The sequence below is a fragment of the Streptomyces apricus genome (genome assembly GCF_008369065.1).
Lineage (GTDB): Bacteria > Actinomycetota > Actinomycetes > Streptomycetales > Streptomycetaceae > Streptomyces > Streptomyces apricus.
Window position 1 is genome coordinate 117,013 of record NZ_VDFC01000058.1, and the last position, 19,985, is coordinate 136,997.

A 19,985-nucleotide genomic window follows, 5' to 3' on the forward strand; every position below is an offset into this window, starting at 1 on the left:
CCTATGGGAGTCACCTCTCGGCACCCACGGCCTCCGCCGCGGTCCCGCGCAGGGGGTGGAGCAGGAGCGGCCCCCTGGCCGCCTGCGCCGGCCGCGTCTCCTGGGTCTCCAGGCCGTACGCGTCCCACCAGTCGGAGCTGCCGTCCTCGATGCAGCGCAGCATCACCCCTTCGCGCAGCGCCCAGGGGCAGATGGTCACCTCGTCGATGCCCATCAGCTTCATCGTGGTGTGGGCGACGATCGCGCCGGCCAGCGACTGGCCGGCGCGGGCGAGGGAGATGCCTGGCAGGAGGGCGCGCTCCGCGGCGGGCAGGGCCGCCAGGCGGTCCACCGCCCTGCCGAGGTCGACGCGGGTCATGGTCCGGGGGGTGAACGGCCCGGAGCGTCCGGGGGCCGCCCCGCAGAGCCGGCCCAGCTGCTGGAACATCCGGGAGGTGACGACCACCGTCCGCGGCGCCTCCCACCGGATGCGGGCCGCGACGTCGCGCAGCTGGTGGCGTACGTGCCGGCGCAGCAGCCTGGTGCGCTGCGGGGACGGCGGGTCCTGGCCGCGGAAGAAGTCACGGGTCAGGCGGTTGGCGCCCAGGGGCAGGGCGATCGCGAAGTCGGGCAGCCGGCTGCGGCCGAAGGCCACCTCGAAGGAGCCGCCCCCGATGTCCAGCAGGGCCAGCGGCCCCGCGCGCCAGCCCATCCAGCGCCGCGCGGCCAGGAAGGTCAGCTCCGCCTCCACCTCGCCGGGCAGGACGTGCAGCGGCACCCCGGCCTCCGCGGCGACCCGGCCCAGGACCTCGGCGCGGTTCGGGGCGTCCCGCACGATCGCCGTGGCGAAGGCGAAGGGCTGCTCCACCCCCCAGCGCCGGCCCTCGTCACGGGCGTCCGCCACCGCCTCGACCAGCCGGTCCACCTGCTCCGGGGGCAGGTGGAGGCCCCGCTCGACGTGGGCCGACAGCCGCAGCCGGCGCTTGGCGGTGTGCACGGGGAGCGGAACCGCACCGCTCGTCTCCGCGATCACCAGCCGCACCGTGTTGGAGCCGACGTCGAGTACACCCATGCGCATCCCCTTCGGGTACCCCGGATCCCGTCGGGCACACCTCGACCGGCGAGGTGATCCGGTGGAGATCCGGAGCGGGAGTCGGAGCTGGAGCGAGGCGGGGGAGAGGGGCCGCGGAGTGGTCAGAGGCGTGCCGTCTCCGCCGAGCTGATCTCCGCGCCCATGTTCCGCTCCATCATCCGCAGCGCCGCGTCCGCGAGGTCGGCGTGGATGTGGGCGACCGCGTCCTCGGGGATCGTCACCTCCAACTGCCGGATGTGGGCGTCGAGCGCGGAGTACAGCACGCACTGCTCCGTCAGCTGGCCGCACAACACCACGTGGCCGACGCCGAGTTGATTCAGCAGGTAGGTCAGCGGCGTCTCGTAGAAGATCGAGTGCCGCGCCTTCACGACGAACAGCGACTTGTCGTCGGGGCGGATCGGTTCGACGAGGTCGGCGTGCGGGCCCGCGAGCGCCTCCTCCATGATCTCGCCGAGGTGCGAACGCCACTGGCCGAAGTTGTCGTTGACGTAGATCACCGGCACGTCCCGTTCCCTGGCCCGCTCCAGGAGGCGGGCCACCGCGGGCAGCGCCTTGCGCGCCGCCGGGAGCAACTGCTCGGCGTCCTCGTGGTCGTAGGTGCTGATCATGTCGATGACGATCAGCGCGGTCTTCCCGGTCCGGGGCTCTTCCATCTGTCCGTGCTTCCGCTCTCGTGGGGGGGGGTGCGCCGGGTCCGTGCCCGCGCCGACGACTGGATCGCCGCAGGACGGGAACCCGGGGGGCGCTCTACGGGGGACGTTTCGGGTACCCCCGACCGGCTACTAGGAACATATGGTGCAAATCGGATACACGATGATGACCGAGCAGGCCGGACCCCGTGACCTCGTCCAGCACGTGGTGGCCGCCGAGAAGGCCGGCTTCGACTTCTCGGTGACGTCCGACCACTACTTCCCCTGGCTGACGGAACAGGGTCATGCGCCGTACGCGTGGAGCGTCCTCGGAGCCGCCGCGCAGGCCACCTCCACGATCCCGCTCATGACGTACGTGACCTGCCCGACGACCCGTTACCACCCGGCGGTCGTCGCCCAGAAGGCCGCGACCCTGCAGCTGCTCGCCGAGGGCCGCTTCCGGCTCGGGCTCGGATCGGGGGAGAACCTCAACGAGCACGTGGTCGGCGGCGGCTGGCCCGCCGCGCACGTGCGCCTGGAGATGCTCGAAGAGGCCGTCGAGATCATCCGCGCGCTCTTCGAGGGCGGGAACGTCAACCACCACGGCACGCACTTCGACGTGGAGAACGCCCGGCTCTTCGACCTGCCGGACGAGCCGCCCGCCATCGGTGTCGCCGTCTCCGGCGAGCGCTCCTGCGCCCTCGCCGGCCGGCTGGCCGACCTGGTGATCGCCACCGAGCCGAAGGCCGAGCTGATCGAGTCCTTCGACCGGCACGGCGGCGCCGGCAAGCCCAGGGTGGGCCAGCTGCCCCTCTGCTTCGACACCGACAAGGACGCCGCCGTGGCGCGGGCCCACGAGCAGTTCCGCTGGTCGCTCGGCGGCTGGCCGGTCAACGCCGAACTCCCCGGCCCGGCGTCCTTCGACACGGCCACGCAGTTCGTCCGCCCCGAGGACGTCGCCGAGGGCATCCCGTGCGGCGACGACGTGGACGCCGTCGTCGAGGCCGTGCGCCCCTACGCCGAGGCGGGCTTCACCGAGGTCGCCCTGGTGCAGATCGGCGGCGACCAGCAGTACCCCTTCCTGGAGTGGGCCGAGAAGGAACTGCTGCCCGAACTGCGGAACCTGTGAGTCCGAGGACACCGGAGCCCACCGCACCCCCGGTGGGCCCGACAGCGAAAGGACCGGCATGGCCATCGCCACGTACTGCCTCGTAGCGGTCGACTGCCCCGACCCGGCCGCCCTCGCGGAGTTCTACGCGGGCGTCCTGGGCGGCGAGGTCCGGCGGGACAGCGACGACTGGTACGACCTGTACGCGCCCGGCGGCCACCGCATCGCCTTCCAGCGGGCCCCCGGCCACCGCCCGCCGCGGTGGCCGAGCGAGGACGGCTCGCAGCAGCTCCACCTCGACCTCAAGGTGCCGGACATCGACGCGGCCCAGGAGCAGGTGCTGGCCCTCGGAGCCACCCCGCTCGACCTGGACGACAAGGACGGCAGCCGGGGCTTCCGGGTCTACGCTGACCCGGCGGGTCACCCCTTCTGTCTGGTCACGGGCTGACGTCCGCCCGCGCGGTGCCCGCCCGCGTGCCGCCCGCCCGGTGGCGTCCGCTCAGCGCCGCCTGACCGGGCGCGGCACCCAGGCGGGCACCGCCTCGCGGTACTCCTCGTACCGCGCCCCGTGGCGGCGGGCGAGCGCGGGCTCCTCGTACCAGTGGACGAACGCCGCGACGGCGACGCCCACCGCGGCCCCGTACCCCAGGAGGACGGGCCGGCCGAGGAGCAGCGCCTGTCCGGCGAGGGCGGCCAGGACGGCCAGGTACATCGGATTGCGGACGTACCGGTAGAGGCCGCCCACGACCAGGTGTTCCGTGGGCGCGACCGGCGCCGGGGTGCCCAGGCCCTCCACGACGAAGCGGCCGAACGCGTGCAGCAGCACCGCGCCGCCGGCGGCGAGCAGAGCCCCTCCGGCCCACCGCAGCGGCAGGGCGTACGCGTCCCCCTGCCGCCATCCGGTGAGCCACCAGGGCACCAGACCGGCGACGGTCCCCGGGGTGAGGACGAGGAACACGGCACTGCCCAGAGCGGCTTTCGTCCGACGCATGGAAGTCACCTCGGACCCAGTGCATCACGACGGCCGCCCCAGATGTGCCGCCACCGCGCGCACGGCCCGGACCACTGCCTCACGCGTCCCGTCCGTCGGCTCGTGGAGCTCGAAGCCGTGCCGGCCGTCCGGTACGTCGACGAGTTCGAGCGGAGCCTCCGCCGCGTGCGCGGCGGCCGTGAACCGCGCCACCGTGGCCGCGATCAGCGGTGTCTCCAGGCCCGCCCGGGTGAGCACGAGGGGCGGAGTCCCGCCGTCGGCGCGGAGCGCGTCCACCGGGTGGAAGCGGGGGCCGACCGCGCCCCAGCCGGGCAGCGGGGCCAGGACCGGATAGGTGAGGGCGAGGCAGCGCAGCCACGGCGGCGGGGCGGTCAGCCAGTCCGCGGCGAGCAGGCCCGCACCGGAGAAGATCCACAGGGCGACGCGCCGCTCGTCCACGCGGGGGTCGGACCGCAGGAGTCCGAGGGCTTCGGCCACGTCGTCCGCGGCTCTCGCGTAGTCGGTGATGCCGTGCAGGCGGTGCTCCACGACGGCGCCCACCAGGCCGAGACCCGCCGCGAGGCGGGCGTACCCGAGGTAGAACGGCGCGTCGCGCGGCGCCGGGACGAGGTCGGGCGGCACCGGTCCACCGTGCACGAACAGCACGGCGGGCCGCGGTCCCTCCCCGTCCGCCGGTTCCGGCAGGTGGAGGTCCACCCGTCCGCGCCGCACCCGCCGCCGCTCCGGGACGTCGAGCAGGAAGGACCCGGAAAGCGGCGCCGCGTCCTCGGGCACGGTCAGCCGCCGCCCCTCGCCCGCGGCCGCGCGGAGCAGCACCTCTGCCAGTTCGTCCGGGCAGGAGAGCATCGGCCAGTGGCCGGTGGGCAGTTCGAAGAAGCCCACCCGTGGATCGGCCAGTCTGCGCAGCTGCGGCGGACCGGTGCGCACCAGCGCCTCGACCAGTTCGACGGTCGTCCCGCCGGCCGTGCACAGGATGCCGCTGCTCGGCAGGGCCGCCGCGGCGCCGGTCAGCCGCAACGGCTGCGTCAGCGTGCGCCGCGGCTGCGGCGCCGCCAGCCGGCTCAGCAGCTCCAGCCGCTCCCGCGACAGGCCCTCCGTGCTGCCCCAACGCTGCCAGTCCGCCGGCCCGGGCGCCGGGACCGGTCCCGAGGCGTCGTCCGAGTCGAGCAGTTCTTGCACCGACGGGTCCGGCACCAGGGCCCGTGCCGCGTCCCCGTCCTGCGGCATCCCGGCGTCCAGGTGCACGATCCGCGCGACCCGCTCCGGGCGGCGGTCCGCCGCGCCCAGCACGGGGTGGATGCCGTAGCCGTGGCCCACCAGCACCACCTCGTCCCGCGGCGACTCCCGGTGCAGGCGGTCGAGCACGCGGACCACGTCCTCGACGTGCGTCTCCAGGTCGGCGCCGGGCCGCCGGTCCGGTGTCACCGGATGCGCTCCGGCGCCCGACTCCCGCAACCGCGCGACCACTTCGCTCCAGACGCGTCCGTCGGTGAACGGGCCGGAGACCAGGACGAACGTGGACATGCGCACCTCCAGGGGGCGGATCGGTCCCGGGTAACCTAGGAACTCCCCCTGAGGGAGGTTCAACCCTTGCCGCCGGACGTCACCCTGAGCATCGGCGAACTCGCCGCGCGGACCGGGACCACGGTCAAGACGGTGCGCTTCTACTCCGACCGCGGCCTGCTGCCGGAGGCGTCGCGCAGCGACGGCGGCCACCGCCGGTACGGGCCCGGGGCACCGGCCCGGCTGCGCACGATCCGCGCCTTGCGCTCGCTCGGCGTGTCCGTCCCCGAGATCGCACGGGTCCTCGCCCGCACGGACGACGGCGCCGCAGGCGGGACCGGCGAGCACCACGCGGGCGGTGACGGCGGTGACAGCGGCGACGCCCTGGCCGCCGTCGTGGCGCGCCGGCTGGACGACCTGGGCACCGAACTCGCCGCCCTGCGCTGGCGCGAGGCCGCGCTGAGGGCCCTGCGGGACAGCGCCCCGGAGCGGCTCGCGGAGCACCTCGAACTGATCGGGGCGGCCGGCGCCCCGCCCAGCACCTCCGCCCTCGCGCACTACTGGCGGCGCGTGCTGCCGCCGCGCCTCTGCGCCCGGCTGCGCAGGGCCGTCACCGATGCCGCCGTCCCGCGGCCCCCGGTGGACCCCACCCCGGACCAGGTCCTCGCCTTCGCCCGCCTGCACGCCCTGGCGACGGCCGCCACCGACCACTGCCTGGCCTCCCACCGGCCCGTCACGGCCGCCCACCCGGACCTGCTCTACGACGGGCTGCACGAGGCGTACCTGCTGGTGGAGGCCGCCCTGCGGACCGGCCGGGACCCCGGTCCCGGCGAGGCGCTGGACTGCTACGCCGCGGCCCACGCCCGCGCCGCGGGCACCCGCGACACCCCCGCCTTCCGCCGCACGCTCCGCGCCGGTCTCGCGGCCGCGGACCACCCGGTGATGGCCCGCTACTGGCGGCTGGCGGGGGAGCTGACGCCGGACCCGACCCTGGGCGCCGCGGACGCCTGGCTGCGCGAGGCCCTCACCGCGGGCACGGCCGGGAGCTGAACGGGCGGCTGCGGGCGTGGCTCAGGGCCGGTAGCGCAGCGGATGGTCCGCCGGGACCTCGGTGATGACGATCTGCGTCCCGTCCGGGTCCGCGAGCCACATCTCGATGAGCCCCCACGGCTCCTTCACCGGCGGCCGGCGCACCTCGACGCCCGCGGCCAGGAGTTCCTCGTACGCCGCCGTCGCGTCCGCGACCTGCATCCACAGCCTGACGGCGGAGGAGGGCGGTTCGCCGCCGCGTCCCGAGACCTCCAGGAAACCGCCGCCGAGGAAGTAGACGGTGCCGCGCTCGGGCCCCGTACCGAACTCGCGGTAGACGGGCAGGCCCAGTTTCTCGCCGTAGAAGACACGGGAGCGCTCGGGGTCGCTGGGGCGGAGCAAGGTCCGGCTGCTCAGTACGTGCACCATGCGTCCGAGCTTAGGGCTGGCGTTACCCTCTTCCCTGTCCGAGCCGCGCCCGAGATGGAGAAGCGCCCCATGCACACCGTCCCCGACGGACTGACCTTCCGCGACGCCGCCGCCTCCGACGTGGACACCCTGGTCGCCCTGGTCGAATCGGCCTACCGCGGGGACTCCAGCCGCGCCGGCTGGACCACCGAGGCGGACATCCTGCGGGGGCAGCGGACGGACCCGGAGGGCGTCCTCGCGGCCGTCGAGTCCCCCGGCAGCCGGCTGCTGACCGTCGAGCGCGAGGGCACGGTCGTCGCCTGCTGCCACCTCGAACACCGCGGTACGTACGCCTACTTCGGCATGTTCGCGGTGAGCCCCGCGCTCCAGGGGGCGGGCCTGGGCAAGGTGATCATCGCCGAGGCGGAGCGGCTGGCCCGGGAGACCTGGGGCGTCACGGAGATGCACATGACCGTGATCTCCGTGCGCGAGGAACTCATCGCCTGGTACGAGCGGCGCGGCTACCGCCGTACGGGGCAGACGACGCCCTTTCCGTACGGCGACGAGCGGTTCGGCATCCCGCAACGCGACGACCTGCGGTTCGAGCTCCTGGTGAAGCCGCTCGCGTGAGCGCCGCGCCGCGGGCCGCCCGGCCGCCGACGGCTATGGCCGCTACGGCCGCTACGCCGTGAAGCGGCCGGTGCGTTTGATCTCCGGGTAGTCGGTGGTCGCGCCGTCCAGTTCCAGCGCGCGCACCAGCCGCAGATGGTCCTGGGTGTTCACCACCCAGCCGATGATCCGCAGGTCCGCCTTGCGGGCCCGCTCGACGACCTCCAGGGTCAGCCGCCGGATGTTGAGCACGAGCGTGGTGGCGCCGACCGCGGTGGCCCGGTCGACGACGTCGGTGCCGTAGCGGCTGGCGACCAGCGCCGTACGGACACCGGGCACCAGCCGTGCGATCTCGGCGATGGCCTCGTCGTGGAAGGACAGCACCTCGACCCGGCCGACCAGGTCGCGCCGGTTCATGACCTCGGCCAGGGCCCGGGCCGCGGCCACGTCCTTGATCTCGGCCTGGAGCGGGGCCGTGACGGCGTCCAGGACCTCCTCGAACACCGGGACGCGCTCACCGCGTCCGGCGTCGAGCACGCGCAGTTCGGCGAGGGTCTTCTCGGCGATCGGCCCCGAACCGTCGGTCGTACGGTCCACGTCGGCGTCGTGCATGACGACGAGCGCGCCGTCCTTGCTCAGGTGCAGGTCCAGCTCGATCAGGTCGAGGCCCGCCTGCTGGGCGGCGGTGAAGGAACGAAGGGTGTTCTCCGGTTCGACACCCATGATTCCGCGATGACCGATGGTGAGGAAGTTCAAGGGGTGACTCCGCTTCCGTCGACGGCGGCTCGGCTGCCGCGCGCTGCGGTCGCACACCCGCGCGGCAGGCCGCAGCCTAGTGCGCCGACCGGCCGACGGACCCGCTCCGGTGGCCGGGAACAGAGCCTTCCGGCCGGGTGCACGGGCCCTGCCGCGCCCTCGCGCCCCTTTTCGGGCTCACCCGCGCGTGGGCGAGTTCCCGACGGGTTGACCGGACCGCGCCGCCGGGCCGCCCGAACTCCGGGCCCTACCCAGCAGGCGGCGGAAGTATGCGCTCTCACCCTGTTCCGCAGGAAAAACAGCGGTGAACATGCGAGGGGGCAGGATAATCTCCCGAACCTCCACTTGTGGCGGTGAGTGTCGGACACATACGGTGTCCATACGCGAGGTTCTCCCGTGGAGGATGGGTCATGACGGAAATTCTTGTGCAGGTGGGTGCGGAGGAGCAGATTCCTTCCCGGAGCAGGGTGGTGAACCACCCTGCCTGGCCCGTGCTCAAGGATGCCGTGGAGCAGATCCGGCCATGGCAGGCCAAGGACGGGTCGATCGACTTCGACGCCGAGTCGGCCCCCGACCCGGCCGAGGCCGGCCTGGTGGTGCGCCGGGTCGTCGACTGCGTCCAGGAGCTGTCGCCGCTCGTCCCGCACGACGCCGAGTACCACGCGGCCCTCGTGCAGGACCTGGGCCGCTGGGCCGAGGGCGGCTTCGGGGTGCCCGACTTCCTCGACTCGCTGCTGGCCTTCCAGCCCGCAGCGCACCGCGAGGACGGCCTGGAGCACCTGGTCCTGTTCCCCATGTACACGCAGAACGGCAACCCCGACCGCAACTTCGAGGCGGTCGTCCTGCGCATGGTCTGGCCCGACTGGCTGGCCGAGCTGGAGCGCACCCGCTACGACAACCCGCTGTTCTGCGGCATCAGCTTCGAGGACTTCACGGCCGGCTACGACACCAACTCGGCCGTTCTCTTCCCGGAGACCATCGCCGTGCGCGAGGCGCCGGAACGATTCAGCTGGGGCGGTATCTTCTGCGACCGCGAGGCCGCCCGCTTCCGTAAGGTCACCGAGGCCGCCGTCGCCACCCTCGGCCTCGAACTGCCCGACGACATCAGCGAGATGGTCGGCGACCAGACGCGCTGCGAGCAGGCCTTCGTCCTGTGGGACATGGTCCACGACCGCACCCACAGCCACGGCGACCTGCCCTTCGACCCCTTCATGATCAAGCAGCGCCAGCCGTTCTGGATGTACGGCCTGGAGGAGCTGCGCTGCGACCTCACCGCCTTCAAGGAGGCCGTGAAGCTGGAGGCCGACGGTGTCCCGCAGGGCCGCGACGTCCAGTACGCGGTGCTGTTCGACCGGATGTTCCGCTTCCCCGTGACCGGTGACCGGGTCCGCAACTACGACGGCCTCGGCGGCCAGCTGCTCTTCGCCTACCTGCACAAGCACGACGTGGTGCGCTGGACCGACAACAAGCTGTTCATCGACTGGCAGCGCGCCCCGCAGGTCACCAACCAGCTGTGCGCCGAGATCGAGAAGCTGTACCGCGACGGCATCGACCGTCCGAAACTGGTCCACTGGTTCGCCGCGTACGACCTGGTCTCCCAGTACCTCGCCCCGCATCCGGGCTCCCGCTGGGCCAAGGGCCCCGACGCCCTGGACCTGACGCTGCCGCCGCGGAAACTGGTGGACGACGTGCTTCCCGACGAATTTCCCCTGAGCATGTTCTACGAGGCACTCTCCAAGAAGCTGAAGAACGTGATCGCCTCGACCCGGGGCATCACGGCGGCGAGTGCCGAGCGGGTGGCCGCGTGAGCGACCACGTCCGTACCACTGCTCAGGAGGCGAGGACGATGGGGAACGGGAACGGGGCACTGAGCGGTGCCGTGATCGCGGTGGCCGGCGCGGGCGGGCCCGTGGGCCGGGCGACCCTGCTGCGGCTCGCCGAGGCGGGTGCCACCGTGGTCGGCTCCGACAACGACCCGGAGCGGCTGGCCGAGGCCGTGGACGCGGCCCGCTACGCCCACGGCGGCGCCACCGTCGTCGGCGACACGGTCGACCTGTTCGACCGGAACTCCGCCAGGGAGTGGGCCGCCCGCATCGACAAGGACTTCGGGCGCGTCGACGGCCTGGTCCACCTCGTCGGCGGCTGGCGCGGCAGCGAGACCTTCACCAAGACGAGTCTCGACGACTGGGACCTCCTGGAGATGCTGCTCATCCGCACCGTGCAGCACACCTCCCTCGCCTTCCACGAGGCGCTGCAGCGCAGCGACCGCGGCCGGTACGTCCTGATCAGCGCCGCGGGCGCCGGCAAGCCCACCGCGGGCAACGCCGCCTACGCGGCCGCCAAGGCCGCCGCCGAGGCGTGGACCCTCGCCATGGCCGACTACTTCCGCAAGGCGGGCAAGTCCGAGGGCGCCGACGGGCCGACGTCCGCGGCCGCCATCCTGGTGGTCAAGGCCCTGGTGCACGACGCGATGCGCGCCGAGCGCCCGAACGCCAAGTTCGCGGGCTTCACCGACGTCAAGGACCTGGCGGAAGCCATCGTGGACGTCTGGCAGCGGCCCGCCGCCGAAGTGAACGGAAAGCGCCTGTGGCTGACCGAGAAGCCGTGAACCCCGGCCGCGAGGCCGTGAACCCGCCGAGGACGGACGCCCGGCGGCGCCACGACCCGCAGGTGCGCGGCTTCGCCAGCGACAACTACGCGGGCGCCCACCCCGAGGTGCTCGCCGCCCTGGCCCTGGCCAACGGCGGGCACCAGGTCGCGTACGGCGAGGACGACTACACCGGCCACCTCCAGCAGGTGATGCGCGGGCACTTCGGCGCGGGCGCCGAGGCGTTCCCCGTCTTCAACGGCACGGGCGCCAACGTCGTGGCGCTGCAGGCGCTCACCGACCGCTGGGGCGCGGTGATCTGCGCGGAGAGCGCGCACATCAACGTCGACGAGGGCGGCGCCCCCGAGCGCATGGGCGGCCTCAAGCTGCTCACGGTGCCCACACCGGACGGCAAGCTCACACCCGAGCTGATCGACCGGCAGGCGTACGGCTGGGACGACGAGCACCGGGCCATGCCCCAGGTCGTGTCGATCACCCAGAACACCGAACTGGGCACCGTCTACACGCCCGAGGAGATCCGCGCGATCTGCGAGCACGCCCACGGGCACGGCATGAAGGTGCACCTCGACGGCGCCCGGATAGCCAACGCGGCCGCCTCGCTGGACGTACCGATGCGCGCGTTCACCAACGCGGTGGGCGTGGACGTCCTGTCCTTCGGCGGCACGAAGAACGGCGCGCTGTTCGGCGAGGCGGTCGTCGTCCTGAACAGGGACGCCGTCAGCCACATGAAGCACCTGCGCAAGCTGTCGATGCAGCTCGCCTCCAAGATGCGCTTCGTGTCGGTGCAGCTGGAGGCCCTGCTCGCCAAGGACCTGTGGCTGCGCAACGCCCGCCACGCCAACGAGATGGCCCAGCGCCTCGCCGAGGGGGCGCGCGCGGTGCACGGCGTGGAGATCCTGCACGCCGTGCAGGCCAACGCGGTCTTCGCCCGGCTGCCGCACGACGTCAGCGAGCGCCTGCAGAAGCGCTACCGCTTCTACTTCTGGGACGAGGCCGCGGGGGACGTCCGCTGGATGTGCTCCTTCGACACGACCGAGGACGACGTCGACGGTTTCGTGGCGGCGCTCAAGGAGGAGATGGCCCGCTAGCGGGCCCACCACCGACCGCATGGTGACGCGGTCCAATGAGCTGGACTGTCCGGTGCTGTACGCTGAACCGCATCCGGCGGTTCCGCGCGCCCTCGGGGCCGCCCGCGACCGGCCGCACCTGGGGGAACTCCTCCCCGCCGCACTCCGAACCAAGGCAGGCACAGCGACGATGACTCTCCCGCTCACCGTCTCCGACGAGGTCCGTGCCCTGGCGCCCGGCTTCACCCATGTCGTCGTCGAGGCGTACGACCTGGTCAACGGGCCCAGCACCGAGGGAAGTTCACAGCTCCTGGACGACGCGGCCCGCCGTCTCGCCGTACGGCTGGCCGGGCGGGCGCCGCACGAGGACCCGCACATGGCGGCCTGGCGCGCCGTGTACACGGCCTTCGGCTCGAAACCGTCCCGCACCCGCAACTCCGCGGAGGCGCTGGCCAGGCGTGCGCTCGCGGACGGCGGCCTGCCCCGCATCAACGTGCTCGTCGACCTCTACAACGCGATCAGCGTCGCCCACCTGATCCCGGTCGGCGGCGAGGACCTCGACCGCGTGCGCGGCGGGATGCGGCTCGTACGGGCCACCGGCGACGAGGACTTCGTGACCGTCTCCGGCGGCGAGGAGGCCGTCGAGCACCCCGACGCCGGCGAGGTGGTGTGGTGCGACGAGGAGGGGGTCACCTGCCGCCGCTGGAACTGGCGCCAGGGGCCGCGCACCCGCCTCACGGAGGAGTCGGCCTCGGCGGTCTTCCTGCTGGAGGGCCTGGCTCCGATGCCGGTCGCCGAGATCGAGGCGGCGGGCGCCGAACTCGCCGAACTCCTGGAGAAGTTCAGCCCGGGGGCGCGGATCAGCGTCCGGGCGCCCCGGTAGCGTCCCCGCGACCGCGACCGCGACCGCGACAGTGCCAGCGGCTCAGCGGGCCTCGGCGGCCTTCACCTCTTCGGGGGTCGGGGCGGTGCCGCCGAGGTGCGCCGGCATCCACCACGTGTCGTCCGGCCCCTTGGGGCGCACCGGGTAGGCGCGCTGCGCGGCCTCCAGGAGCTCCTGGACCCGCTCGCGCAGCTGCCGGGTGATGGCGCCCGCGTACTTGTCGCGGGACGCCTCGATCGCCTCGCCGACCCGGATGGTGATCGGGATGTGGCTGCGCCGGAAGTTCTTCGGGTGGCCCTTGGTCCACAGCCGCTGCGTACCCCACAGGGCCATCGGGATCAGCGGGACACCGGCCTCCTGGGCCATGCGCGCGGCACCCGACTTGAAGCTCTTCAGCGTGAACGACTGGGAGATCGTGGCCTCGGGGAAGACACCGACGATCTCGCCCGAGCGCAGCGACTGCAGCGCGTGCGCGTACGCCGTCTCGCCCTGCTTGCGGTCCACCGGGATGTGCTTCATGTTGCGCATCAGCGGACCGGAGACCTTGTGCCGGAACACCGACTCCTTCGCCATGAAGCGCACCAGGCGCTTCTGCGGCAGGGCGGCGAGGCCGTCGAAGATGAAGTCGAGATAGCTGATGTGGTTGCTCACCAGCACCGCACCACCCGAGCGCGGGATGTTCTCCGACCCCTGGAGGTCGATCTTCAGGTCCCAGGCCTTGAACAAGGTCTGGGCGAGACCGATGGCGGGACGGTAGGCAAGCTCAGCCATGAACGGCGTGGACCCTTCTCTCCGGTCTGCCCGGGAAGGAGGCTCCCGGCGGAAACTTACGCTGCCGTAGGTTTACGGCATTGCGCAGATCGTGCCCGAAGAACGGACGGGTGACCAGCCCTGGTGCCCGGGAGGGGCGAGATTCTCGTCACGTCATCCCTTGATCCACCTCGGCGTTTTACGCCGCCGTTACTTCGCGCGAACCCCCACGCGCCGTACGAGCAGGTACATCTCGCACCCGAGGCAGTACCCGAACGCCGCATTGAGAAACGCCGCCGCGAGCGCCGCCCCGGTGGCCGCGAGCCCCAGCCACTCGGGCCCCACCGTCAGGCCGAGGAGCCCCACCACGGCGAACGCCAGGCCGACCGCCTGCGCGAACCGCGGCGGTTCGGGCGCCTCGAACTCCGTCGGCGGCCCGAGCCGCGGACGGACCACCCGGCGGAACACCCAGCCGTACGGCGAGCGGCCGACGCCGCCCGCCGCGCCCAGCGCGAACGCCAGCGTCTGCCAGGCCAGCAGCCAGGCGCTGCCGGTGATCAGCACGACCGCCAGAACCGCGGTCGTCACGGCCGCGCCGAAGCGCGGCCCTCTCACGTCGATGTCCATGAAGCAATCATTCCGTATGCAGATCTTTCCAGGACGGCGGGAATCTTTGCAGTCGCGTGAACGCTGACGTGGGAGATGACCGGACTGGTGGTGTGTGTGCTGGTGCTCGCGGCGGCGAGCGCCTACGGAGTGCTGAACCGGCGGCGGAGCGGGAGGGTGAGGGTGCGCGGACGCGACGGCGGGAAGCGGCTGGGGGCGGCCGAACTGGGTGAGGAGCTCGGGGAGCGGGCGACCCTGGTCCAGTTCTCCAGTGCCTTCTGCGCACCCTGCAGGGCCACCCGCAGAGTGCTCGGCGAGGTGGCCGGGCTCGTCCCGGGCGTGCGGCATGTCGAGATCGACGCGGAGGACCGCCTGGCCCTCGTACGCGAACTCGACATCCTGAAGACGCCGACCGTGCTCGTCCTCGACGCCGACGGCCGTGTCGTGCGCCGCGCGACGGGGCAGCCGCGCAAGGCCGACGTGATCGCCGCGCTCGGCGAGGCGGTCCCGAACCCCTGATCACAGTCCGGAGGCCCGCGGTGACGCTTCTCCCAGATGCCGGGACGCACTTGACTGCATCAGGCACCTATCGTCAGCCTGACCGTATGCCCGTGGAACCGCCCCCCTCCGAGTCCGCCCGGCGCGGACGCGTGTGTGCCCCGGCCGCCGTCCGCGGCGCGGGCCGGCGCTGTCCGGGCTGCTGAGCAGCCCAGGCCCCCGTTCCCGGTTTCACGCAGAAGGACCCCTCCATGACGGCCACGCCCGATCTCCGCACCTCCCGGCTCGCCTCCCCGGACCTGCTCCGCTCCGTCTTCCGCCGGCACGCGGCCGGTGTCGCCGTGATCACCGCGCGCGGCGACGACGGCCCCGTGGGCTTCACCGCCACCTCGCTCGCCTCCGTGTCCGCCGAACCCCCGCTGATCTCGTTCGGCATCGGCACCGGCGCCTCCAGCTGGCTGGCGGTGTCGCGCACGGACCACGTGGGCGTCCATGTGCTCGGTGAGCACCAGGAGGAGCTGGCCGCCACCTTCGCCCGCAGCGGCGCCGACCGCTTCGGCGGGTCCACCGCCTGGCGCGAGGGACCCGAGGGCGTGCCCGTGCTCGACGGCGTCCTCGCGTGGCTCGTGTGCAAGGTGGTGACGCGGGTCCCGGCGGGGGACCACCGCATCGTGCTCGCCGAGGTGGTGCTGGGTGATCCCGCCGGTGACGGCCGCCCCCTCCTCTACCACCAGGGGCGGTTCAACGGGCTGCGGGATTGAGGCCCCCGCCTGCGCGGGCGTCGGGTTCCGATTACGCTGCGTTGCGCAGGTCACAGTTCAAAGCGCTTGCTTAGAGGGCATGAGCTGCGGGAGCGTAGCTGGTGCGTACTGGCGAGTAATATTCGTCGGGAGCGTGGGTGGCCCCCACCGGGAACGGCCGCTCCAGGCGCATATGCTGCCCGTGAGCAGGCAGCCCAGAAAAGACGATGCAGTAGGAGAGCCGGCGTGAGCTTGAGGATCGTTGTCACTGTGAAGTACGTGCCCGACGCCACCGGCGACCGGCACTTCGCCGAGGACCTGACCGTCGACCGTGACGACGTGGACGGCCTGCTGTCGGAGCTCGACGAGTACGCGGTCGAGCAGGCCCTGCAGATCGCCGACGAGGCGGACGACGCGGAGATCACCGTGCTGACCGTCGGCCCCGAGGACGCCAAGGACGCCCTGCGCAAGGCGCTGTCCATGGGCGCGGACAAGGCCATCCACGTCGAGGACGACGACCTGCACGGCACCGACGCCATCGGTACGTCGCTGGTGCTGGCCAAGGCGATCGAGAAGGCCGGCTACGACCTGGTCGTCTCCGGCATGGCCTCCACCGACGGCACCATGGGCGTCCTGCCGGCCCTGGTCGCCGAGCGTCTGGGTGTCCCGCAGGTCACGCTGCTCTCCGAGGTCTCGGTCGAGGACGGTGTCGTCAAGGGCCGCCGCGACGGCGACACCGCCTCCGAGCAGCTGGAGGCCTCGCTCCCCGCGGTCGTGTCGGTCACCGACCAGTCGGGTGAGGCCCGCTACCCGTCCTTCAAGGGCATCATGGCGGCCAAGAAGAAGCCGGTCGAGTCCTGGGACCTGTCGGACCTCGGCATCGAGGCGGACGAGGTCGGCCTGGAGGGCTCCTGGACCGCGGTCGACTCCGCGGCCGAGCGCCCCGCGCGCACCGCGGGCACGATCGTCAAGGACGAGGGCGAGGGCGGCAAGCAGCTGGCCGAGTTCCTCGCGGGCCAGAAGTTCGTCTGAGCCCGATCGTCGCCGCCCATCCCTCGTCTTCCGCAAGCAGGAGAGAAGAAGTCCCATGGCTGAAGTCCTCGTCTACGTCGACCACGTGGACGGTGCCGTCCGCAAGCCCACCCTGGAGCTGCTGACGCTGGCCCGCCGCATCGGCGAGCCCGTCGCCGTCGCGCTGGGCAACGGCGCCGCCGACACCGCCGCCGCGCTCGCCGAGCACGGCGCGGTCAAGGTCCTCACCGATGACGCCTCCGAGTACGCCGACTACCTGGTCGTACCGAAGGTCGACGCGCTGCAGGCCGCCGTCGAGGCGGTCTCCCCGGCCGCCGTCCTGTTCCCCTCCTCGACCGAGGCCAAGGAGGTCGCCGCCCGTCTGGCGCTGCGCATCGGCTCCGGCGTCATCACCGACGCCGTCGACATCGAGGCCGGTGACTCCGGTCCGGTCGCCACCCAGTCGGTGTTCGCCGCCTCGTACACCACCAAGACCCGGGTCTCCAAGGGCACCCCGGTCATCACGGTGAAGCCCAACAGCGCCGCCGTGGAGGCCGCCCCGGCCGCGGGCGCCGTCGAGGCGCTGTCCGTCACCTTCTCCGCGGCCGCGACCGGCACCAAGGTCACCGGCCGCACCCCGCGCGAGTCGACGGGCCGCCCGGAGCTGACCGAGGCCGCGATCGTGGTCTCCGGCGGGCGCGGCGTCAACGGCGCCGAGAACTTCGGCATCATCGAGGCCCTCGCCGACTCCCTCGGCGCGGCCGTCGGCGCCTCGCGCGCCGCGGTAGACGCGGGCTGGTACCCGCACACCAACCAGGTCGGCCAGACCGGCAAGAGCGTGTCCCCGCAGCTGTACATCGCCTCCGGCATCTCCGGCGCGATCCAGCACCGCGCCGGCATGCAGACGTCGAAGACGATCGTCGCGGTCAACAAGGACGCCGAGGCGCCGATCTTCGACCTGGTCGACTACGGCGTGGTCGGCGACCTCTTCGAGGTCGTCCCGCAGCTCACCGAGGAGATCAAGACCCGCAAGGGCTGAGCGTCTCCCGAAGCGCAGAACCGGCGAAGGGGCCCCGGCGACCGTCACGGTCGCCGGGGCCCCTTTCCCGTGTCTCACGCCAGGGTCAGGGAGGCCCGTACGGGCAGGTGGTCGCTGGGGAACCGCCCGTCCGCGCAGAAGGTGTCGACGGACGCCCGGTGCGCGGTCACCCCCGGCGTGGCGAGTATCCAGTCGATGCGGTCGCCGCCCGGGACCGGTGGCCGGTACCCGTGGAAGGTGCCGTACGCCTCGCCGCGCTCGGCCGCCGTGTCCCAGGTGTCGACCAGCCCGGCGCCCAGCAGGGTGTCGTGGACCGGGTTGTGGTGGGCCGCGGCGTTGAAGTCGCCGGTGACGACGACGGGCAGGGTCCGGTCGAGGCCGGCGATCCGCCGTGCGATCAGCGACGCGGAACGCAGCCGTGCGTACTGGCTCTCGTTGTCGAGGTGGGTGTTGAGGACGTGGAACTCCCGCCCGCCGTCCCGCAGATCGCGGAAGCGCACCCAGGTCACCATGCGCACGTACGCGGCGCCCCAGGTGTTGGAGCCGATCACCTCCGGGGTGTCGGAGAGCCAGAAGTGGTCGTACTCCACGGGTTCGAGCCTGCGGGTGTCGTAGAAGACCGCCATGAACTCCTCGCGGCTGCCTCCCGCGCGGCCGGTGCCGATCCACTCGTGGTGCGGGCCCAGGTCCGCCGCGACGTCCCGCACCTGCCCGTACAGGCCCTCCTGGGTGCCGAGCACATGAGGGCGCGCGCGGCGCAGCAGCTCGCGCATCACAGGGCGCCGGGTGGCCCAGCTGTGCGGCTCCTCCTCGCTCGCGAAGCGCAGGTTGAACGACATGACGTCCAGGCCGCCGCGGCGGTCCGACGCCGAGGCGGACGTCCTGGAGAGCGCGGTGCTGGACACCGGGAGGGCGACCGCGGCGGCGATCGCGGCCTGCAGCCCGAGGCGGCGCGTGACGGGACTGCGACGGGGCACGGCATGCTCCTTCTGTGGCGGACGCCGGGCGAGTCGTGCGGGTCGCAGTATCGATTCTTGGCGTGAACATGGCTATGGCTCCGGGTGGATCCCGGAGGAAGTCGTGGGGGTGGATGGGAACGTAACCCGAGGTGGCACGGGAGGGGAAGGGGTGTTGACCGGCCGGAGGTCCATGACTACCTTCGTTCAACAGATTGTTGATTCCGTGGGGCGGCGCATCGGAGGGCATGGAATGGACCAGGGGCATCAGGGCGGGCAGGGCCGCCGGGAGAAGGTGGCGACGAGCCTCGCCGCGGCCGTCGGCGAGCGGATCGGCGCCTCCCTGGCCCCGGTGGACGCCGAGCTGGAGCGCCGCTACCCCGGGGACCCCGGCACCCGCCAGCCCGTCCACACCGTGTACGTGCCGGGCGACGTCTTCGCCGCCGACACCGTCCGCTCCTGGGGCGACCGGGCGCTGGCCGCCCTCGACGAGCACGCGCCGGACGCCGCCTCCTTCGCCGCCGTCCTCGGCCTCTCCGACGACCTCGCGCAGCCCGTGTACGACCGCGTCCGGGCCAAACTGGAGCGCGAGCCGGTGGAAGACGTGCGCATCGACTTCGAGGACGGCTACGGCCCGCGCCCCGACGACGAGGAGGACGAGGCCGCCGCCCGCGCGGCCCGGCTGGTCGCGGAGGCGTACCGGGACGGCACGGCCCCGCCCTGCATGGGCATCCGCATGAAGTGCATGGAGGCACCGGTCCGCGACCGGGGCATCCGCACGCTCGACGTCTTCCTCACCGGGCTGATGGAGGCCGGCGGGCTGCCCGGCGGCCTGGTGCTGACCCTGCCCAAGGTGACGTACGCCGAGCAGGTCACCGCGATGGTGCGGCTGCTGGAGGAGTTCGAGAAGGCGCACGGCCTCGAACCGGGCCGGATCGGGTTCGAGATCCAGATCGAGACCAGCCAGGCGGTCCTCGCCGCCGACGGCACCGCGACCGTGGCCCGGATGATCCAGGCCGCCGAGGGGCGCGCCACCGGACTGCACTACGGAACCTTCGACTACAGCGCCTGCCTCGGCGTCTCGGCCGCGTACCAGGCCAGCGACCACCCGGCCGCCGACCACGCCAAGGCGGTCATGCAGGTCGCGGCCGCCGGCACCGGCGTACGCGTCTCGGACGGCTCCACCAACGTGCTGCCCGTCGGCCCGACGGCGAAGGTGCACGACGCCTGGCGGCTGCACCACGGACTCACCCGCCGCGCGCTCGCCCGCGCCTACTACCAGGGCTGGGACATGCACCCCGGGCACCTCCCCACCCGGTACGCGGCCGTCTTCGCCTTCTACCGCGAGGGGTTCGAGCAGGCCGCGGCCCGGCTCGTCGCGTACGCGGCCCGCGCGGGCGGCGACGTGATGGACGAGCCCGCCACCGCCAAGGCGCTCAGCGGGTACCTGCTGCGCGGCCTGGACTGCGGCGCCCTCGACATCGCGGAGGTGGCCCGGGCGACCGGGTTCACCCGCGCGGACCTGGAGGGGTACGCGGCGCCCCGCCGGGCCGACCTCACGGTCTCACCCAAGTAGCGGACGCGCGACGGCCTGCGCCGGTTACTGCGGCCCGCACCGGTCCACCGCGGCCCGCGCCGGCCACCGCGGGGCCGTCCCGCGCGGGGTTGTTGTGCCCGTGGGCGGGCCGGTCCCGTGCGGACGGTTCCGGTGGAGCCGGCCCT

22 protein-coding genes are annotated in these 19,985 nt (G+C 72.9%); 13 read left to right on the forward strand and 9 right to left on the reverse strand.

Annotated features, from left to right (window positions below):
* Positions 1-10: 10 nt before the first annotated feature.
* Both FGF04_RS32145 and FGF04_RS32150 read right to left on the reverse strand, forming a co-directional pair.
* Positions 11-1,057 (reverse strand): Ppx/GppA phosphatase family protein, encoded by a 1,047-nt coding sequence (locus tag FGF04_RS32145; RefSeq protein ID WP_149514892.1) that lies wholly within the window; start codon positions 1,055-1,057, stop codon positions 11-13.
* Between the two features lie 116 nt (positions 1,058-1,173).
* The gene (locus FGF04_RS32150; protein WP_149514893.1) at positions 1,174-1,725 is read right to left on the reverse strand and encodes an isochorismatase family cysteine hydrolase; all 552 of its coding nucleotides are present in this window, start codon (positions 1,723-1,725) and stop codon (positions 1,174-1,176) included.
* A gap of 139 nt (positions 1,726-1,864) precedes the next feature.
* On the opposite strand from FGF04_RS32150, the gene FGF04_RS32155 reads away from it, so the two are divergent.
* Positions 1,865-2,830, forward strand: a complete 966-nt coding sequence (locus FGF04_RS32155) for an LLM class F420-dependent oxidoreductase (RefSeq protein ID WP_149514894.1) — start codon at positions 1,865-1,867, stop codon at positions 2,828-2,830.
* Between the two features lie 58 nt (positions 2,831-2,888).
* Positions 2,889-3,257, forward strand: coding sequence for a VOC family protein (locus FGF04_RS32160; RefSeq protein WP_149514895.1), 369 nt, complete (start codon positions 2,889-2,891; stop codon positions 3,255-3,257).
* A gap of 51 nt (positions 3,258-3,308) precedes the next feature.
* Here FGF04_RS32160 and FGF04_RS32165 read toward each other — a convergent pair whose 3' ends face one another.
* Together FGF04_RS32165 and FGF04_RS32170 are read right to left on the reverse strand one after the other, a co-directional pair.
* Positions 3,309-3,800, reverse strand: a complete 492-nt coding sequence (locus FGF04_RS32165) for a methyltransferase family protein (RefSeq protein ID WP_149514896.1) — start codon at positions 3,798-3,800, stop codon at positions 3,309-3,311.
* A 24-nt stretch (positions 3,801-3,824) separates the two neighbouring features.
* A complete protein-coding gene (locus tag FGF04_RS32170) occupies positions 3,825-5,324 on the reverse strand; it encodes an alpha/beta fold hydrolase (protein ID WP_149514897.1) in 1,500 nt (499 codons plus the stop codon).
* Positions 5,325-5,390: 66 nt separating this feature from the next.
* Between FGF04_RS32170 and FGF04_RS32175 the strand changes: the two genes are divergently transcribed.
* A complete protein-coding gene (locus FGF04_RS32175) occupies positions 5,391-6,353 on the forward strand; it encodes a helix-turn-helix domain-containing protein (RefSeq protein ID WP_149514898.1) in 963 nt (320 codons plus the stop codon).
* 21 nt (positions 6,354-6,374) lie between these two features.
* Here the strand turns inward: FGF04_RS32175 and FGF04_RS32180 are convergent, their stop codons facing one another.
* Positions 6,375-6,761, reverse strand: coding sequence for a VOC family protein (locus FGF04_RS32180; RefSeq protein WP_149514899.1), 387 nt, complete (start codon positions 6,759-6,761; stop codon positions 6,375-6,377).
* 69 nt (positions 6,762-6,830) lie between these two features.
* Between FGF04_RS32180 and FGF04_RS32185 the strand changes: the two genes are divergently transcribed.
* Entirely contained in the window at positions 6,831-7,370 is a 540-nt protein-coding gene (locus FGF04_RS32185; RefSeq protein ID WP_149514900.1) for a GNAT family N-acetyltransferase, read from the forward strand.
* A 51-nt stretch (positions 7,371-7,421) separates the two neighbouring features.
* On the opposite strand, the gene FGF04_RS32190 is transcribed toward FGF04_RS32185, so the two are convergent.
* Entirely contained in the window at positions 7,422-8,105 is a 684-nt protein-coding gene (locus tag FGF04_RS32190; RefSeq protein ID WP_149514901.1) for a glycerophosphodiester phosphodiesterase, read from the reverse strand.
* Between the two features lie 410 nt (positions 8,106-8,515).
* On the opposite strand from FGF04_RS32190, the gene FGF04_RS32195 reads away from it, so the two are divergent.
* The 4 genes from FGF04_RS32195 to FGF04_RS32210 all read left to right on the forward strand — a co-directional run bounded on the left by FGF04_RS32195 (position 8,516) and on the right by FGF04_RS32210 (position 12,663).
* Positions 8,516-9,913: a DUF6421 family protein gene (locus tag FGF04_RS32195; protein ID WP_149514902.1), complete on the forward strand. Its 1,398-nt coding sequence runs from the start codon at positions 8,516-8,518 to the stop codon at positions 9,911-9,913.
* Positions 9,914-9,951: 38 nt separating this feature from the next.
* Positions 9,952-10,713 carry an SDR family oxidoreductase gene (locus tag FGF04_RS32200; RefSeq protein WP_188114324.1) on the forward strand — a complete coding sequence of 254 codons (762 nt, stop codon included), beginning with the start codon at positions 9,952-9,954 and terminating at the stop codon, positions 10,711-10,713.
* A 17-nt stretch (positions 10,714-10,730) separates the two neighbouring features.
* Positions 10,731-11,801 (forward strand): threonine aldolase family protein, encoded by a 1,071-nt coding sequence (locus FGF04_RS32205; protein ID WP_149514973.1) that lies wholly within the window; start codon positions 10,731-10,733, stop codon positions 11,799-11,801.
* Between the two features lie 169 nt (positions 11,802-11,970).
* Positions 11,971-12,663, forward strand: a complete 693-nt coding sequence (locus FGF04_RS32210; protein WP_149514904.1) for a B3/B4 domain-containing protein — start codon at positions 11,971-11,973, stop codon at positions 12,661-12,663.
* Positions 12,664-12,705: 42 nt separating this feature from the next.
* Here FGF04_RS32210 and FGF04_RS32215 read toward each other — a convergent pair whose 3' ends face one another.
* Both FGF04_RS32215 and FGF04_RS32220 read right to left on the reverse strand, forming a co-directional pair.
* The gene (locus FGF04_RS32215) at positions 12,706-13,434 is read right to left on the reverse strand and encodes a lysophospholipid acyltransferase family protein (protein ID WP_149514905.1); all 729 of its coding nucleotides are present in this window, start codon (positions 13,432-13,434) and stop codon (positions 12,706-12,708) included.
* Positions 13,435-13,623: 189 nt separating this feature from the next.
* A complete protein-coding gene (locus FGF04_RS32220; protein ID WP_149514906.1) occupies positions 13,624-14,040 on the reverse strand; it encodes a DUF4395 domain-containing protein in 417 nt (138 codons plus the stop codon).
* Positions 14,041-14,115: 75 nt separating this feature from the next.
* Here FGF04_RS32220 and FGF04_RS32225 point away from each other — a divergent pair, with 75 nt between their 5' ends.
* From FGF04_RS32225 to FGF04_RS32240, 4 genes are all read left to right on the forward strand, one after another.
* Positions 14,116-14,538 carry a TlpA family protein disulfide reductase gene (locus FGF04_RS32225; RefSeq protein WP_149514907.1) on the forward strand — a complete coding sequence of 141 codons (423 nt, stop codon included), beginning with the start codon at positions 14,116-14,118 and terminating at the stop codon, positions 14,536-14,538.
* Positions 14,539-14,768: 230 nt separating this feature from the next.
* Positions 14,769-15,278 (forward strand): flavin reductase family protein, encoded by a 510-nt coding sequence (locus FGF04_RS32230; protein WP_149514908.1) that lies wholly within the window; start codon positions 14,769-14,771, stop codon positions 15,276-15,278.
* A gap of 225 nt (positions 15,279-15,503) precedes the next feature.
* Positions 15,504-16,289: an electron transfer flavoprotein subunit beta/FixA family protein gene (locus FGF04_RS32235; RefSeq protein WP_149514909.1), complete on the forward strand. Its 786-nt coding sequence runs from the start codon at positions 15,504-15,506 to the stop codon at positions 16,287-16,289.
* Positions 16,290-16,344: 55 nt separating this feature from the next.
* Positions 16,345-17,307, forward strand: a complete 963-nt coding sequence (locus FGF04_RS32240) for an electron transfer flavoprotein subunit alpha/FixB family protein (RefSeq protein WP_149514910.1) — start codon at positions 16,345-16,347, stop codon at positions 17,305-17,307.
* Positions 17,308-17,381: 74 nt separating this feature from the next.
* Here the strand turns inward: FGF04_RS32240 and FGF04_RS32245 are convergent, their stop codons facing one another.
* Positions 17,382-18,284: an endonuclease/exonuclease/phosphatase family protein gene (locus FGF04_RS32245; RefSeq protein ID WP_149514911.1), complete on the reverse strand. Its 903-nt coding sequence runs from the start codon at positions 18,282-18,284 to the stop codon at positions 17,382-17,384.
* A 232-nt stretch (positions 18,285-18,516) separates the two neighbouring features.
* Between FGF04_RS32245 and FGF04_RS32250 the strand changes: the two genes are divergently transcribed.
* Positions 18,517-19,839: a DUF6986 family protein gene (locus FGF04_RS32250; protein WP_149514912.1), complete on the forward strand. Its 1,323-nt coding sequence runs from the start codon at positions 18,517-18,519 to the stop codon at positions 19,837-19,839.
* The last annotated feature ends 146 nt before the right edge of the window (positions 19,840-19,985 follow it).